Origin of the sequence: Candidatus Thiodiazotropha sp. LNASS1 (genome assembly GCF_964212655.1) — a bacterium.
Classification (GTDB): Bacteria; Pseudomonadota; Gammaproteobacteria; order Chromatiales; family Chromatiaceae; genus Thiodiazotropha.
Window position 1 is genome coordinate 598,782 of record NZ_OZ156465.1, and the last position, 17,390, is coordinate 616,171.

At 55.0% G+C, this 17,390-nt stretch carries 12 protein-coding genes; all 12 read right to left on the minus strand.

The genetic code is table 11. The features are described from left to right. Positions 1-227 precede the first annotated feature (227 nt). Positions 228-977 (minus strand): PP2C family serine/threonine-protein phosphatase, encoded by a 750-nt coding sequence (locus tag AB8516_RS02585; RefSeq protein WP_369157777.1) that lies wholly within the window; start codon positions 975-977, stop codon positions 228-230. Beyond that, positions 974-1,774, minus strand: a complete 801-nt coding sequence (gene tagF, locus AB8516_RS02590) for a type VI secretion system-associated protein TagF (RefSeq protein ID WP_369157779.1) — start codon at positions 1,772-1,774, stop codon at positions 974-976. Before tagF ends, AB8516_RS02585 begins: the two co-directional genes overlap by 4 nt. Further along, positions 1,756-5,337, minus strand: a complete 3,582-nt coding sequence (tssM, locus tag AB8516_RS02595) for a type VI secretion system membrane subunit TssM (RefSeq protein ID WP_369157781.1) — start codon at positions 5,335-5,337, stop codon at positions 1,756-1,758. The genes tagF and tssM overlap by 19 nt, the downstream gene beginning before the upstream one ends. Before the next feature lie 15 nt (positions 5,338-5,352). Continuing rightward, positions 5,353-6,675: a type IVB secretion system protein IcmH/DotU gene (gene icmH / locus AB8516_RS02600; RefSeq protein ID WP_369157783.1), complete on the minus strand. Its 1,323-nt coding sequence runs from the start codon at positions 6,673-6,675 to the stop codon at positions 5,353-5,355. A 2-nt stretch (positions 6,676-6,677) separates the two neighbouring features. Next, complete coding sequence (gene tssK / locus AB8516_RS02605; protein WP_369157785.1) at positions 6,678-8,012, minus strand: type VI secretion system baseplate subunit TssK; 1,335 nt, start codon at positions 8,010-8,012, stop codon at positions 6,678-6,680. 24 nt (positions 8,013-8,036) lie between these two features. Further along, a complete protein-coding gene (tssJ, locus tag AB8516_RS02610; RefSeq protein WP_369157787.1) occupies positions 8,037-8,501 on the minus strand; it encodes a type VI secretion system lipoprotein TssJ in 465 nt (154 codons plus the stop codon). Positions 8,502-8,516: 15 nt separating this feature from the next. Further along, positions 8,517-10,022 (minus strand): type VI secretion system-associated FHA domain protein TagH, encoded by a 1,506-nt coding sequence (tagH, locus tag AB8516_RS02615; protein WP_369157789.1) that lies wholly within the window; start codon positions 10,020-10,022, stop codon positions 8,517-8,519. Positions 10,023-10,080: 58 nt separating this feature from the next. After that, positions 10,081-12,843, minus strand: a complete 2,763-nt coding sequence (tssH, locus tag AB8516_RS02620; RefSeq protein WP_369157791.1) for a type VI secretion system ATPase TssH — start codon at positions 12,841-12,843, stop codon at positions 10,081-10,083. Then, positions 12,840-13,880 carry a type VI secretion system baseplate subunit TssG gene (gene tssG / locus AB8516_RS02625; RefSeq protein ID WP_369157793.1) on the minus strand — a complete coding sequence of 347 codons (1,041 nt, stop codon included), beginning with the start codon at positions 13,878-13,880 and terminating at the stop codon, positions 12,840-12,842. Before tssG ends, tssH begins: the two co-directional genes overlap by 4 nt. Then, positions 13,844-15,715 (minus strand): type VI secretion system baseplate subunit TssF, encoded by a 1,872-nt coding sequence (gene tssF, locus AB8516_RS02630; protein ID WP_369157795.1) that lies wholly within the window; start codon positions 15,713-15,715, stop codon positions 13,844-13,846. The genes tssG and tssF overlap by 37 nt, the downstream gene beginning before the upstream one ends. Before the next feature lie 4 nt (positions 15,716-15,719). Beyond that, positions 15,720-16,235 (minus strand): type VI secretion system baseplate subunit TssE, encoded by a 516-nt coding sequence (tssE, locus tag AB8516_RS02635; protein WP_108341503.1) that lies wholly within the window; start codon positions 16,233-16,235, stop codon positions 15,720-15,722. 66 nt (positions 16,236-16,301) lie between these two features. Further along, positions 16,302-17,111, minus strand: coding sequence for a type VI secretion system accessory protein TagJ (locus AB8516_RS02640; protein ID WP_369157798.1), 810 nt, complete (start codon positions 17,109-17,111; stop codon positions 16,302-16,304). Positions 17,112-17,390: the final 279 nt, after the last annotated feature.

The following is a 17,390-nucleotide window of genomic DNA, read 5'->3' on the forward strand; positions in this document are numbered from 1 at the left end:
ATCGGCCCTGCCGGGACTATTTTTTAGACCAGCGAGGCTGCATGAACGATGTGTAGTTTTTTTACCTTCATTTTGAATAACCAAACTCCTCTCCTTGTACCATGGTTGGCGCTTTTTCAGGGGCAACAGAGCCGATTGGATGAGTGTTAACAGGCCCAAATAAACATGTTTGATTCCTGCGTACTGCGGTCCTGTCAGTGACTTTGAGCCAATATAGCAGATCATCCCTATTCCGGCGCGCTTGATTGGGTCGATCTCACCTCTACCAGCACCAGAGTCACATTATCCCGTGCCCCGCGTTCCATTGCCAAGTCAATCAGCTGCTGTACCGCCTCCTGAAAGCCATGACTGCCCAAAATTCGGGCGATCTCCGCATCGTTGACCTCTTTGTTCAGACCATCGCTGCAGAGCAGAAACAAGTCGCCATCGCAGGGTTCGAAGATCTCCGCGTCCAGTTCCAGTTCCTCACTGGCGCCTACTGCACGAGTAATATAGTTGGCGATCGGTGACTGTTCAGCCTCATCGCTGCTGACAATGCCTTGTTCAATCAACTCTTCAACCTGGCTGTGATCACGGCTGAGCTGTTTGAGCCTTTCCCGGCGATAGAGATAAATACGGCTGTCTCCTGCCCATTGATAGATACAGTAGCCCTGATAGGTAAGCAGAGTGACCACCGTGGAACCGATGATTTCACCGCCGCGACGTTGCGACTCCAGCAACAATTGTCGATTGACATATTGCAGGCGTTGCTCCACATCGCTGGCCAGTGCTCCCAGGGAATCCCCGGGGGTAATCGACTTGAGCTCGTTGACGATCATCTCTGAGGCCATATCGCCTGCGGCGTGGCCGCCCATACCGTCCGCCACCACCCAGATGCCAAGATCGGCCCGGTCGAGACAGGCATCTTCATTGATTGAACGCACCATGCCCTTGTCGCTCACGTGCGCAGAGACCCAGTAGAAGCTGTTGAGACTCATTGCGGCTGCGAAGCTTCGATATCGGATGCGGCCCCCATGGCGTAGGCGCCGGTCTCGATCTCCTCCCAGCCATGCTGAGCCCAGGCACCGTCGATCAGCGCACTGGCACCTTTGATCTGGGGTAGCCCCTGACACAGCAGCATCGACGGTGAGATGCGCTCCGAACCCTGGGTCCACCAAAGGCTGTAGGCAAACAGCAGTTTCTTCATCAGATGGGGCAGAAAGAGGGGATAGATGGTGCGCATGGAGGATTGCTCATCGAGATTGGCATGCCAGGCGTTACTTAACGCAGTAGTGGCCGCCTCCGGCTGCGCAGAGTGGATCTCCCGCTCACTATTGGGCAGGACCACTGCATGAAGCTGCTGCTCGAATGACTCCATCTGGAAATCGTCCTCCAGACAGGAAAGTGCGAGGCTCTCCATCCTCGCGAACCAGGCTTCGGACTCCTCCATGAAGAGAAACAGATTGCATTTGGGATCGAGTCTGGCCGCCATAGTGAAGGGGTAGTAGCGTCCGACCCGGTCCACGCTGGGCATCAATACCCCGGCCCAGCCATGTTCACCGCAGATACCCGGAGTGAGGGCGAAGCGCCACAGGGGACTGGTAAGATAGTTATCCAGCCAGAAATCCCCGAGCTGTTCACGGCTGTTGGCTATCGCCTCCTGCATCCAGGTTTCCCAGGGCGCAATGAAGCCCCTCGGCAGGCGTCGTGTGACGAAATCGCCGAGGGACGGTATCTTGCCGTAGAACCCCGGAGCGTCTTCGTGAATTGAGTTGTTCAGAGTCTGCTCGGACACCGGAAATCTGCCAATTCTCTAAGTTTGAACGGATTGAGTGCTCCACTGGCACGCATCATAAATCGGGATTTACGCCCACCTACGTCAAATTCAACCTTGATGGTTTCGGGAGAGTCGGTGGCCTCGGTTTTTGCCTGATCGATGATCCGGAACCAGCCCCATGGTCCATCTTCGGTTATCCCGGATGGTTTGTTGCCGGCAGGGGGCGCCAGCAGGATTTTGGTATCGCTGATGCCGGAATCATCGGGCCAGGTCATGCGGTTCCAGCGGGCTGGCCCGTGGTTATACCTGACACGCTGTTGATTGAGTAACAGGGTAATCTGAGTGATGGTGGTATCCATGCTCAGGGGCTTGATCTCGAAGTGGATCTTCGGCTCCTGAGATGACCCGCTGAAAAAAGCGTCGCGAATCACTGCCGCTCTTTGGAATTGTCTAAGAGTTCCTGTGGGTATGCCCAGTGCACGGTTGCCGGCGGCATTCCAGCGCCAGTTGCGGCGTGATGTGTCGACAAAGTCCTGCAGATAGGTATTGAAGAAATTGTCCATCATCCCACCGGGACCGAAAAAGCGCCCGAAATCACCTATAGTCACTTCACGGCTGCTGGTACGGTCAAGGGGATAACGGCCAGTCAGGCTGCGCTGACAGAAGGGCAGCAACTGGGTTTTCCAGACTGAGTTCAGATGTGACCTGACCCCGGAAACGGTCAGATTCGAGCTGCCGTCGGCCAAAGAGTTGAGCATCCCCGCCAGAGGGCCAGGCTGACGTTTCGCTTCCAGTTTCAGACGGCTGATGACGCTGCCACCCGCGGAAGGGTCTCTGGCCACATTGAAGGCCTGGTTGGATTGGTTACCGGCGGAGGCGATTGAACTCATATGGGCATAGAGCTCGTTCAGCATCTCCATGGTTCTTTCAAGGGGTGCCTGCTCTCCCTCCTGGGCATCGATCATTCTGTTGAGGCTGGCGAAATGCTGATCCACCGGGGTTGTCAGCAGGGAATCCTGCGGTGTCTCCTCAGATCCATCCGGCGCCACCTGCAGTATCGAGGCGAGTCGACGAGTGATGCCCGAGGTGTTTCTCTCCACCAGTTCAGCGGCCTTTTTGGCGCCGCCGGGAAGACGGGAGAGTGTGGTCTGCTCCTGGATCAGCTTCAGGTAGCGGCGTAGGGGAGAACTCGGTCCAGAGATGATATTGAGGATATCTACCGCCTGCCGCATGCTGTTGAACGGCTTGACCCGGATGTCGGCCAGCAGTTGGTCCCAGGTACGGATATACTCCTCGTAGTAGAGCTCTTTGACCCGCGCACTGAGCCTTACCAGATCGGTTTTGCCGACGATCTTCTCCAGATCGGGACCGAGTATCCATTTCTCTTCCAACAGCTTGTTGGCTATCTCAAGATGGTCCTTGAGAAACAGTTTGTGATAACCCTCATAGCTGAACAGTGCCGGGATCTCTTTGTCCAGCGGCTCGCCGGAACGACGACTGAAAACCATTTCCGCATCCGCTCCGATGACCTGGGAGAGTCGAATCGGGGGTATGGCGCCGCTTTCGGTGGTCCGTTTCATGCGGTTGTAGACCCGGTCGGCCAGGGGTACCCGCAGCAGATTGCTGCGCACGTGGGCGATCAGGTCCTGATCCAATGGCAGGGTCGGTGTCATCGGCAGCATCTCCAGCAGCGCGTCGAGATGCCCCGTCAGGGCCTGCCGCGCCTGGGCATTCTCGGCACCGGGGAGGGTCAACTGCCACTGTAGCAGCATCCAGGCCTTGACGGTGGCGGCATCGAAATGCTCGCTGTCATCGAACATCAGATAGACCTTGAGGGCTTCATACAGGTAGTCGGGGTTGTTTCCCTGTTGGTTGAGTTGGTTCTCCAGGCTGAGAATGATGCGAGGCAGAAACAGATTCTTCAGGCTGGTGCGATAGGCGCTCACAGCCTCGCTACCCAGTTTATCGCCCTGATATAATCCCAAACCCATGAGCCATGGGATATCGGCCTCCTGATCCGCATAGCCGCCGGGGATCTGCCGTACCGAATCGAGTGCAGGGACCACATTGGTGAGGGTCAGGTCATCCGGAGCGACGGTGTTCACCTTCTCCTCGGCGGCATTCGCCTGGATCGCCACCTGATCGATGTAGCTCTGGTTGCGGCTGTAGCTGGTGAACCAGGCGATGCCGGCCAGCACCGCCAGGGAGATGGCCCCCGCATAGGCCATGCGCTGCAGCCATGCACGCCGCTTTTCTACCCGGGTGTTGACGCCGGCCAGATGGGCTTCCGGAAAGATCAGATCCTTGAACAGACGATTGATGAAGTAACTGCGTCCGGAGCCGGAGAATGCGGGTGCGATCTGTCGGTTGAGACCGAACTCCTGGGCCATCGAGCCGAGCAGTCGATCGATGGGGGTGCCCTCCTGGGTGCCGCTGGTGAAGTAGATGCCCCGTACCATCGGGGTCTCCTGAAACCGGTTGGCATTGAAGGCCTCGTGCAGAAAGCCCTCCGCCGCTTCACGCAGGGCGCTGAACTGCTGTGGAAAGGAGTAGATCAATATCCGGCGCTTGGCGTCGCGCTCCTGTTCCAGGCGATCCAGCAGGCGTACATCGATGCGTTTTTCCAGCGCCCTGAACTCATCCCGGAAATGGCTGATGCCGCTCTCCTGATCGGCCTTGTCGGTAAGGGGGAAGGTCATGCCCCAGACCTGACTGCGCTCTTCCCGGCCCATATTTTCGAAGAATTCGCTGAATCCGGCCAACAGGTCGCATTTTGTGAACAGCACATAGATGGGGAAACGGATCCCGAAATGATCGATCAACTCCTTGACACGCATGCGGATCGCCTTGGCATGATTGAGGCGCTCCAGCTCCGTCAGCTGCAGGATATCCTCGACGCTGATCGCCACCAACGCGCCGTTGATCGGTCTGCGTTTACGATGTTTCTTCAACAGATCGAGAAAGCCCATCCAGGCGGCCCGGTCGACCTCTTCGTAACTGTCCTGCGTGGTATAGCGGCCGGCCGTGTCGAGCAATACCGCATCATCGGTGAACCACCAGTCACAGTTGCGGGTGCCGCCGATCCCCTGAACCGCATCATTACCCAGTTTGTCCGCCAGGGGGAAGTGCAGACCTGAGTTGAGCAGGGCGGTGGTCTTACCGCTGCCGGGCGGGCCGATAAACATATACCAGGGGAGCTGGTAGAGAAATTGGCGATTGTTTTTACCGCCGACCTTCGACTCCTTGAGTATCCTGATCGCATCGTCGAGGCGTTGGCCGAGAATCTCCACCTCCTCATCGGATTCCCGCAAAAAACTTTGTGGCTGATCCTTCTGGCCGACCACGCTCTCCAGCATCTGCTGATTTTTCTTGCGTGCTGTGAGGAAGCGTCGCAACTCCATACCTACCCAGACCAGCATCAACAGGAGGATTGCGATCAGGCGTGCAATTGCCGAGCCCAGAGGTTCGACTCCGGCGATGGCAATCAGGGGTCCGACCAGCCAGATAATGACCGAGATTGCAATCAATCCCAGGATGGCAACGAACCAGCGATTTTTTACGATGCTTAAAATTGCGCGCATATGGGTAGCCGTTGCCTATGGTTTTATCAGGGTGATCTCTACACGCCGGTTGCGTGCTCTGCCCTCACCGGTGTCATTGGATGCAAGCGGCTCTGCCGAACCTCTGCCTATGCTTTGGATACGACCTGGTTTGGTGAGGTCGCTTGCCATGATCTTCGCCACCGATTCGGCGCGGGCTCTGGAAAGATGCCAATTGGAAGGGAAGCGCAGACTGCGAATCGGTATATTGTCTGTATGACCCTCAACCACAATCTCGCCTTGCAGCTGATCCATCGCCGCTGCGATGCGGCTCAACAGGGGTAGAAACTGTGCCTTGACGGCGCCACTGCCGGAAGCGAACAGACCGTCTCCGGCAATACGCACACTGCCTTCTGCGTAGTCCTCTTCAACATCGACACTGCCTTGGGTGATCTCATTCGCCAACAGGACACGCAGTGTCAGTTCAGGCTCCGGTGCCGGGGGTGGCTTGCGCTCCACCACGGTCTTTACGTTACGCGCGATATTGTGCAGTTCGGCGTGAACCGGATCCGATTTTACATTCAGGCTGAGATTGAAGCCTGAATACATCAACAGCAGAATCACACCGGAAACAGCTAAAACGACCCACAGCGGGACATACTGAACCAGCGCATTCTGCTTCAGATAGACACCCTGCCAATGTGCGGATAGGTCACGCTCATACTCCTCGTGATGATTGCGTATCGTGCGATAGAGGTTATCGCGCAATGTCTGCAGCTGGGCGTATCCATCCGGTAGCGGGCGGAAGCGCCCCTCGAACCCGAAAGAGAGACAGATGTACATCACTTCCAGCAACTCGATATTCTTGGCTGGATTTTGCAGCAGTTTTTGCAGTAGCTGGAAAAACTTCTCACCACCCCATGCCTCGTTATGCAGGCTTACCAGCAGGCTTTGGTCACGCCAGAGACTTTGATTTCCCCAGGGGGTGGAAAGAACCGTCTCATCGATAGTGGTGCACAACACATATCGCGTCCAGAAGATCGTCTCTTTGTCCACACCAAGATCTTCTGCGGTGCGCTCGAAGATCCTGAACTTTTCGATGATGCTGTTTTTTAGCGCTGCAGGATCCGGATGTGACGGCGTCTCTCGCAAACGTCCCAACAGGGAGAGTAGTGAGGTGGCGGCAATCTCCAGTTTATTCGCGCCTTGTCGAGTCGGCAGCTTAGGGGCGGCAGCTGTCCGTTGCGCTGCTGCTGGTGGTGGGGCCTGAGGTGATGATGGCGGTTGAGCTGCCGGACCTTTACCTCCTGGTCTGGGACGGATGACGGTGCGGTCACCTGTGTCGTTGGGCTTCATGCCAAATGGGTCGTCATGATCCATTGTCAACTACCTTTTATTGCCCAAAGTTCAAGTTCCAGACCGGGGAATTCACCTCCTATATGTATGGCACATCCTCCTGAGGTTTCAAGCAGATTCCAGTACTCGTTATTCTTGTCCAGTTCGAAGTAACTGAAGCCTGCATTGTATGGTATTTGTCTCGGTGCGACCGATAGAATGCGAAGACCGATGCCGGGAAGTTGAAGATTCACCAGGTCACGTATCTTTTCCACCGGCCCGATCTTGGTCTGGCTGGGGAATCGGCGCTGCAACACATCTGCCGTCAGGTTGGCATTGACCGCCAATACAAAGATCGCATCGCTCAACAGCGAACGGTCGGATATGACCGCAACGCGGATGCCATACTTGCGTTCTTCGAGGGGTATGGCCACCGCTTTTTGTTCCAGTACCATGCTCAACGATCGACGCAGCTCTCGCATCAGCGGGGTGAATGTCTCCTGCAGTGACTGATGCTGATAGGTGGCAAAATCGGGTGGCCGCTTGTTGCTGCTTGTAAAGGTAGCCAGTTCGCCTGCCAACTGCAGGGATGTCTCGTAAAAGGCGAGGGGGTGAAGTGGAGCGGTCTCGCTGTAATGGGTGTACAGGGGCTCGAAACGGTTCACGACCTGCAACATCAGAAAGTCCGCGACCTCGGCGATACCCTTGCCGCCGTCAACCAGACGCGAGGCGATGGCATCGGCACGGTGATGCAACAAACCCTCGATCTCCTTTACATATCCGTCGAGTCGGGGGGAGACTTCGCAATCGAGGCAGGGAGGGATGAAATCCTCATCCAATACCAGCATGTCATCGGAACGGCGTTCGACGATTTTGGCCACCGCCAGATGAGCGAACTCCTCCAGTTCCGAGGAACCGATCATCAGCCTCAATGTCGGTTGCGCGACCTGCAGGGTGGATGTGGCTGTAGAACCCGCAATACCGTCTTTGGTCTCTAACTCATCGACAACATAACGTTCCAGGCCCTCTTCCTGATCGGCAAACCGGACGTTCGCTGTTCCTTGACGGGCCAGGGGGAGGGCAAGATAGATAATCTCACCTTTGTGCTCGGCCGGGATATCCAGCGGCGGGGGAGGGTTGTCGTTGCCGGGTATATCGAAGGTTGTGCCATCCGGCAGTACACCACGACAGGACTCCACGGCCAGTCTGCCCAGTGCCAGTGCCTGTTTGTCGATCTTCAGTTGGGTAAAGCCCCAACTGAAAGGGGTCAGATCAGCACAGCGCGCCTGAACCATATGTTCCAGGAAGCGCTCCTGTTGCTGAAAGTGGTGTGGCCTGAGGAACATTCCCTCTGACCAGACAATCCTAGACATCCAAGACATTATGTTCGGCTCTTTTACAGTAAGTTATTTACTTTTTTTTTGGAGTGTGATGCCGCTCTTTCCAAACTCTATCACAAAGGCTGTTTCATCGTGCAGATTGATCTCGATTGACCTGCGCCAGGTGGCGTTTTCGATATCACGATAGGCACCAATTACACCCACATAGCGCGTATCCGGTTGCAGTTCCCGTTCCAATAGCTTTACCTCGCCGGGTTGGAAATGGAGTTCGTCCCGCATCAACATCTCATCTCCCAATAGAGCTACATCCTGTTCAAACAGGTTGAAGAAATCTGCGTTGTTGAAGACACTCAGCGATTTCAGTTCATAGATCCGGGCGACGATAGGCGAGGGCCGGTCGTTGATATCGGGGTTGACGCTTTGAGCGGCACTCATCGTCACTGTGACACTGGAGACACTCGAACACCCCATCACCATCGCCAAGTAGAGAAGTGCCAAGATATGCAGTAGGTTTCTTATGATTGATTTCATCTGCGTGCCTTTCTGTCAGTTGGGTAAGCCAGGATCGGGTTGTTTGAGTGATTCCAAGCGACGTATCTGCTCTTCATAGGCTTGAGAGAAGGTGCGTCCGAAAAGTTGGTGAAAATCGTCCTCAGCTTCGTTTGCAATCTCCGAATAGAGCTCTGTGAAGAGTTCCCAGGTCTTGGCTTGTCTGTAGAGCGGTAGTTTTTCCAGTATTGCCTGTTGACCCAGGCGCTGCTCCAGGATTTCCGGTTTGAAGCGTTGCAACACGGCATGCAAGGCGGCCTGCATGCCCACCATTACCGCCAGCATATGCGCCTCGATGTCTTCATGGGCCTCTTCGAATGCCGACAGCGGGGAGAGGTAGCCGCTGCTGGGATTGGGATTGATGATATGGCGCAGCGCCTCCTCGATATTGATGGAGAACTTCAGTGGATTGTTCTCGACCGGCTGTATCATGGTCTGGGACATGCGGAACTCTCCCTTCATCTGTGCCCTGGCGCGAAGCATCGACATGGTGCCGTTGACACTGGTGCGCAATATCTTCCCCAGGTTCTGCAACAGGGTCTCCATCGGCAGGTCGGCAATGTGCTCTTCGGATATTCCCATGCTTTCAGCCAGGACTCGACGCATGGTGGCTTCATCGGATGACTGTGCGATATTGGGCGCGGCTCTCTCCGAGGGAAGTTGCACAGGAGCGGTTGCTGCCGTGTCTGCTTGTTTACCCGGCCTGGGAATCGATTCCCTGTTGACTGCGGGAGATGGTTCGTTCAGATCACTCGGTTGTAAAGGCGGTATATGAGACGTCTGTGGTGGAGTGGCTGGAACCGGCTCCTGATCGAGGGGGGGCAGATTGGGGGGGGATAGGGCCTGTGACTCATCCTTACGATCACTACCGTCATCATCCAGGTCCCAATCTTCCGGGATCGGAGTCGGCTGATTAAAGTAAGCGTTCAAATCGGAGGTGTGGTCTGATTGGGATGGGAGGCTTGAGGCGCCGCTCTCTGGCGGTGTCTCGTCCAACTCCAGGCTGGGTGTCTCCGGCTCATCCAGGGAGTAGTCTTCCTCGATGACCGGTTCCGATTGGGGTTGCTCCAACGGTGTGGAAAAAGCTTCTTCCAAGTTTTGCCCGGCCTCTGCATCCACCATGCGGGCAAAAGGATCATCCAGGCCCTCGAAATTATTTGTCTCCAGGGTTTGACTGGCAGGCTTTTCTACTGATACGCCAATTTCGTAATCACCGATGGTGAAGCTGTCACCATCCTGCAGGGCGACACGGTTATTCTTCCCCAAGGGCTGCGCGGAACGGTTTATGAACACCCCATTGGAGCTCAGATCGCTGATATGAAATGATTCATCGCTGAAATCGATCTGGGCATGGCGTCCCGATATAAAGCGTTCCGGATCGGGTAATATCCAGTCATTCTCATCCCGGCGGCCGATACTCCCGCCCTGCTCATCGAAGGTTACAGTCATAGGCTGTGTCGGGGGTGCCCCGGCAACCTGTTTGACTGTCAATGTAATTTTCATCGCACCGCTTTCAGAAAACATGTCAACAACTGGTTATCTCTGTCGCTTTTCTTCGGCTTCAAGAAAAGTTATAGCTGAATTCTTCATTCTCCACACCAATGTGGATTTTTCCAATCGGGCGTGCCTCCATCTTTTCAATCAGAATGTGTCTGCTGATCTCCGGCAGCAGGGTGTTGGTGAGGATGGCATCCACCATGCGGGCACCGCTCTCCACCTCCGTGCAGCGGCTGATGATCAGCTTCACGACACTATCCTCATAGGTGAGCGGAATGCCATGATTTTCTTGGATACGGGATTCGATACGGCCCAGCTGCAGACGCACTACCTTGGCCAGGACCTCGTCACTCAGAGGATAGTAGGGTATCACTACCAGCCGGCCGAGCAGGGCGGCGGGAAAGACCTTCAGCAGGGGATCGTGCAGTGAGCTGGCGATGGCATCGGGCTCCGGCATCAAATCGGGATCCTTGCACAGATTGTCGATCATCTCCGTGCCCACGTTGGAGGTCAGCAGAATCAAGGTGTTCTTGAAATCGATATGGCGGCCCTCGCCATCTTCCATCCAACCTTTATCGAATACTTGAAAAAAGATCTCATGGACGTCGGGATGAGCCTTCTCCACCTCATCCAGCAGGACCACGCTATAGGGTTTGCGTCGCACCGCTTCGGTCAATATTCCGCCTTCGCCATAGCCGACATACCCTGGAGGCGCCCCTTTCAGGGTGGAGACCGTGTGCGCCTCCTGAAACTCGCTCATGTTGATGGTGATGACATTCTGTTCACCCCCATACAATGATTCCGCCAATGTAAGTCCGGTCTCGGTCTTGCCCACCCCTGAGGGGCCGCAGAGCATGAACACGCCGATCGGTTTGTTAGGATTGTCCAGATTGGCCCGTGAGGTCTGGATACGGCGGGAGATTATCTGCAGGGCGTGGTCTTGACCGATGACGCGTCTTGCCAGGGTGTCACTGAGGTTGAGGATGGTTTCGATCTCATTTTTCACCATCCGTCCGACCGGAATTCCAGTCCAGTCACCGACGACGGAGGCGACTGCCTGAGCATCCACGCTGGGCAGGATCAGTGGGCGTTCGCCTTGCAGTTCGCTCAATTCCGATTTGAGTTCGGTCAGACGCTGCATCATCTCTTCGGCCGATAGATCAGATGCGGAATCAGAGCCCGTGTCCTCCGTTTCATCGCTGACCCCGATCTTGCTTTGCGTTTCGCTGTCCTCGCCGGCATTTTCTTCGGTGGTGGTATCTTCATCGCCACCGTTCAATCCCTTGAGCTGGTTTTGTATCTGCAGCAGTTCTTCCACCAGCGCCTTTTCGGTCTCCCAGCGTTCTGAGAGCTGGACCAGGCGATCGCGCTCCTGCTCCAGTTTTTCCAGGGTGGCGCTTTCACGCTCCTCGGTATCCATGCCGATGGCCTTCTCCCGGCCGATGATCGCCATTTCCGTCTCAAAGGCCTCGATGCGGCGCTGGCTGTCATCCACCTCTGCAGGAACAGCCGCCTGGCTGATGGCAACCCTGGCGCAGGTGGTATCCAACAGGCTGACCGATTTATCCGGTAGTTGACGGGCAGGGATATAGCGATGAGAGAGTCTGACCGAGGCACCCAGTGCCTCATCCAGGATCTGCACCTGATGGTGACCTTCCAGGGTCGATGCCACGCCGCGCATCATGCGGATGGCCCGATCTTCGTCCGGTTCATCCACCTGCACCACCTGAAAGCGTCGGGTCAGGGCAGGATCTTTCTCGATATATTTCTTATATTCCGCCCAGGTTGTGGCGGCCACTGTACGTAGGGTGCCGCGTGCGAGGGCGGGTTTCAGCAGATTGGCCGCATCCCCGGTACCGGCACTGCCGCCGGCACCGATCAGGGTGTGCGCCTCGTCGATAAACAGGATGATCGGTTTTTCGGAGGACTGGACCTCTTCGATCACCTGCTTGAGCCGATTCTCAAACTCTCCCTTCATGCTTGCGCCGGCCTGCAACAGACCGACATCGAGTACCCGCAGGGTGACCTCTTTCAGTGAAGGGGGTACGTCACCCCGGGCGATGCGCAGGGCGAAGCCTTCCACTACTGCGGTCTTGCCGACACCGGCCTCGCCGGTAAGGATTGGGTTATTCTGGCGTCTGCGCATCAGGATATCGACAATCTGGCGGATCTCCTCATCACGCCCGACAATCGGATCGATTTCTCCATTTCTGGCCCGTTCGGTCAGGTCTACGGAAAATTGATGCAGTGCCTGCTGCTTGCCCATCTGGGCAGGGGCGATGGCATCACTGGCCTCACCGGGAGCGGCGCCACCGCCGACTTGGAAGCCGTCATTGGAACGCAGCGCCTGTTCCGGAGAGCCTTCAACCACTTCGTTAAAACGGTCTGTGAGGGTATCGATACTGAGCTTTTTGAACTGGTCGGAAATGCGCATCAGGGCATTGCGTAGACTGTTGGTCTTCAATATCCCGATGATCAGGTAACCGGTGCGCACCTGGCTGTCCCCGAACATCAGAGTACCGTAGACCCAGCCTCGTTCGGTGGCCTCTTCCACATGGGATGAGAGGTCGGAAATCGAGGTCGAACCCCGGGGTAATGCGTCGAGGGTTTCGGTTATATCCTTCGCCAGGTGGGAGGGATCGATGTTGAACTGCTTGATGATGCGGTGGATGTCTGAATCCTGCAGTTGCAAAATCTGATGAAACCAGTGAACCAGCTCCACATAGGGATTCCCGCGCATTTTGCAGAATACCGTCGCACTTTCGATGGCCTTGTAGCCGAGGCTGTTCAGTTTTCCAAACAGTGCGGCACGATTTATCTCGCTCATGTATGAAGCCCTCTGATTTCAAGCGGATGCAGGAACAAGTCATCGCCGTCCCGGCCCAGGGGTTCCTGAGCAAGCCATGTCGTCCAGCCGAGTCGGCTTTCACCATCCAGGCTTAACTGCGGCACCTCTTGCTCCTGCAGGATCAGGTTCAACTCCCAGTCCTGCTCATCCCCGATATAGTTTTTTACGATTGCGATGAGTCTTTTCAGACTCTCGCCGCCGGGTAGCATACGTTGGTAGTCGTTATATTCGACGGCTCCCATCACAATGCGGAATTTCTGCTGTCCCTGCCAAACCCGGTCACCCACGATAATCGTCGCCCCCAGTGTACTGATATCCGTCGAGGCACCCAATCGACAACGGCTGTTGTCAGGCAGTTCGATCCAGGTCCCGACAAACTCGTCGATATGTACCGGAAGTTGGAAAAAGTCTTGTATGATCGCTTCCAGACCTTCTGCATTGCGGGTCTGATCCGAGAGTCTCCCGGCATAGTGCAGTTTTGCCAGGTCCGGCATCGCATCGCGATCACGAAGGTGGGGGGATCCGATGCCGAATACAGAACCGAGATAGTTACCGAATCTGTCCTGTTCCGGGCGATCGAAACTGACGGTCGGCTGACTGTTTGCCCAGACCCGGTAGAAGAGGGTTAGCAGCCGATGCTGAAAATGATCGAGAAAAGCGACTTGGGTGGCGTCATGCTCGTTGTGTATTCGGTCGTGGACATATTCGGTCAGATGAAGTGGGAGAGGCCCGTTGGGGCCTAACAAACCAAAAAAGTAGAGACCCAGACGGGGCGGTAATCCCCCCTTACCCTGTTTGAATGAGGAAAGGGTTGATGGCTGAAACCCCATGGTCGGATCCTGACCGAGTCGAATTGCATCATGTTTGGTATGCAGTGACTCGCCCAGACGCGGCTGTTTCGGATAGGCGCACTCCAGCCGCCGCATCGCCTGATAAAAATCAAAGCGATAGGGTGCCTGTTGCAGCCTGTCAAACAGACCTAGAGCGTTTGTCTCAGACCCAGCCTTACCGGCCATCGCATGATCTCTCCGCGTTGCAGGGTGACAATCACCGTCTCCGTGAAGGAGTTGATTGCCGTATATTTTCGAAAAAACTGTTCCATCATTGCACCGAACAGGAATGCGCCACTGCCTTCGAATGCCATTTCATCCAAGGTCAGGGTTACCTCCAGGCCGCGGCCAAATGCAATCGGGCCAGGACTGGGTAGACGTCTGTTGACCGGCTTTGAGGTGATCGATACGACACCTTCGATCTGTTTTCGCATCGTTGGATCGCCGGTGTCGGAATAGAGTTGTAAAAAGTCCTTCAGTGCCGCTGTACTCTGCTCCCTGTCCTCACCGGAGAGTGAGAGATAGTTGAGCGAAAGATGATTGATCAGGCGCCAACTGATGCCTCCCTTCGCGGTGGATGGCTTGGGCTTCGTGGGAGAACCGATACAGCGGATATTATTCACCGGGGTACTGCTGTCGAGGCTAAAGTTTGATTCACCGTGACCCAGTGGAAGATGCATCGATAGATCACGATTGGTACAGAGTGTCGTTACTGAAAGCTGCCGTAGATCACTTTGAAAGGGAGCTTCGTCCCCATCAACGATAGAGATAAATACCTCACTGCCTACATAGCTGGAACGGGCGCCCTCACGCTGTTGTTTGGATGACAGCAACCTAGGCATTCTATGGGTGGCGTAATAGGCTCGAGGCTGATCGGTTGAGATAAAGTCATTACTGGCATAGAAGGGATAGAAGGTCTGACTCTGCTCGCTACTGCTGCCGAAACCCTTGATCTCCTCGATTTCATACACCTCATAGTCCATAGGCCGGGTCCGGTCGGGCAGGATATGATATTCCGCTTCACTGTCGGTCAAATGGATACGGTCGGCGCGTTTCGGAAAAAGGTTGATGCACGGAGCGCAGTAGAGCAGGAAGTTTGACTCGTTCAGACTATCTTCAAGTTCGGGATCGCTCTCATCGAGCATGATGAAGAGATCCAGTGAATTTCCCTCACAACTACTGATGACCCGCTGCAGGTCGAACAGTTCGATGAACATGAATCGCTCGGGTAGCGCATAGTATTCCGCCAGGAACCGATAACCCTGAAAGGATCGGGGACCATATGGCAGCAGGGATTCGTCTTTCTCAAACCCCATGATGCGTGCCGGTCTGGGATCTGACGTGGTGCTGTATTGGTCCGAATCCGGATTTTTGCCGGTGATACGCAAGGCGTGGCCTGCCAGCGCCTCAAAGGTACGCATTCCGGTTTCCCCTCCGGTTAAAAAGAGGGGCAGTTTGTTCAGGTCGAGCTTGTTGAATGGGATCTCACCGGTAGTGTTCAGCCTGATGCGTATGGCAGCCTTGGCCTTTTCCTGTCTGCCGATACCTGCCAGATTGATTGCCGCCGGTGTGGGGAGATAATCCGCGCTGTGAATTTCGATCGGCCATAATGTGACATCTTGTGCGCTGCGATAGATACAGGCCGTGTGGCTCCCCTTGCCAAGGCGGCTGCGCAGGATCGAGTGGCGGGGCAGCGGGAAGCCGTCTCCCAGGGAGGGTTCCAGCATGTCGGCCTGGAACTGAACCACCATCATCGACGGAGTGGGGCAGAGATAGTGGGGAAAGACTCGCTCCATCAGATGCTGAGTAAAGCGTGGGAACTCCTCATCGATCTTAAGCTGGATTCTGGCCGCGAGAAAACTGAAACCCTCTAACAGGCGCTCCACATAGGGATCGGCACATTCGAATTCGTCGAGTGAAAGGCGGCTGGCAATCTTGGGATAGGATTTTGCGAACTCTGCCCCCATTTCGCGCATGAACTGCAATTCACTGTTGTAATATTTGAGTAATCTCGGATCCATGGGATTACTCCATGCCTGAACTGAATGCATCGGACAGGGTCACGCCACCTTCCTCCAGGTCGATCTGGGTCTTGATAAGCAGATGGGAAGGTGTCGGCACCGCCCATAGCTGACCCTCGATTTCAAACATCAATCGATTGTGGCTCTCTTTGCCGCTGTCTCTGATAGAGCGTACCTTGACGGATTGCGGTAAGATGCGCGGCTCATAATCCTGAATCGCCTGCCGTACCAAACGTTCCAGTCGCGCAAGATCCATCCCCGTTACCAAATGTCCCGAGAGTTCCGTAAGACCATAGTTGAGTACTGAATGTTCCACCTCCGGGTAGGCAGCAAGATCTTCTGTGGTCGAGAGATTGGTGGTGTTCAGCAACCAGGCTAGATCACGCATGACCATTTGTCGCAGGCGACGCATGGAGATGATCCGCTTATCCTGCGATTCACGGGTTTTGCCTGGCTCGTCATCGGTTAGCCGGTCAAGCAGAGACGGTTGTAACTGATTTTGTTGTTTAGCGGTTTTCAAACTGAATACTCCGATTAACCGCTATTTGCTTGGAACGTTTGATATGCATACTGACGATTGGTTTGATTAGTCCGCTTCACTGTCTATCGTTGTTTTAAAATCAATCTGACGGGTACTCAACAGGGGATACTCGTCCAGATTGGTTGTAAACATCCTTTGTCCCAGTCCGGTATAGAGCCCCTGGTAGGGTTCCAACCACTCGGTTTTCCTGGAAAGCTTCAGCATCGCATCGCTCTCTTCCTCGGTGGTCGGGTAACGTGCAGGAATCAGTGCAACAGTCTGACCTTCGTTCTCAAACGTCAAATGGGCAGGTGCCCACACCATATCCCTCAGATCCTCAGGCGTATCGATAGTCACCTGTTTCAGGCGTTGCATCGGAATCCAATAGTATCGGCCATTGATGATCGCCTCCAGCATCGGTCCGATACGATTGTCGGCATCGGCAATCCATTCGAAAGGTTGCTCATCGATAGTGCCGGCGCTTCCTGGCGCCAACTCAAAGGCCTGATTACGCAGTGTTTCGGCTTGAGCGTATTCCCCGGCCCCAGCGTGTTTCAGTGCTTCGATGAGAAATGCGGTCCACTCGGGGGGATCGCCGAAAATCAAAGGGGATTTCTCACCGCTGAATACCTCTTTTCGGAACAGTTCGCATTGAATCGCCTCGCGATAGGTCTGTGTCATCGGTAGATTCAGTGAATCCATGTCGCCGGCCACGTCCAATTGACTCAGTGCGCGTTCCCATTCACCTATTACACAGAGTAATTGAAAGAGAAAGACCCGTAATTTCGCATTCGAGGGCTCTTTTCGGATTTTCTGCTGCAGTGCCTGGAGAGCCTCGTCTAATTGACCTTGTTTTAAAAATTCTTCTGCATCCATCGTGATGACCTTATATGCTCTCTGATCGAGGCAAATTGCAACGACCCCAATGAATTGTGATTGCTAGGACCTGTTTACACTCATTCAATCAGCCCGGCGGGAATTATTTTTTCGTTCCGGCAAGGCAGAATGAGCGATGTGTCGTCATTCGTCTTTCATTTGGAATTACCAATCCTCTCTCCTCACGCCTTGATTGGCGCTATTTCAAGTGCAACAGAGCCGATTGAATGAGTGTTAACAGGCTCCAGAGTGTATTCAATGTGCGATTCATAGTCAGAA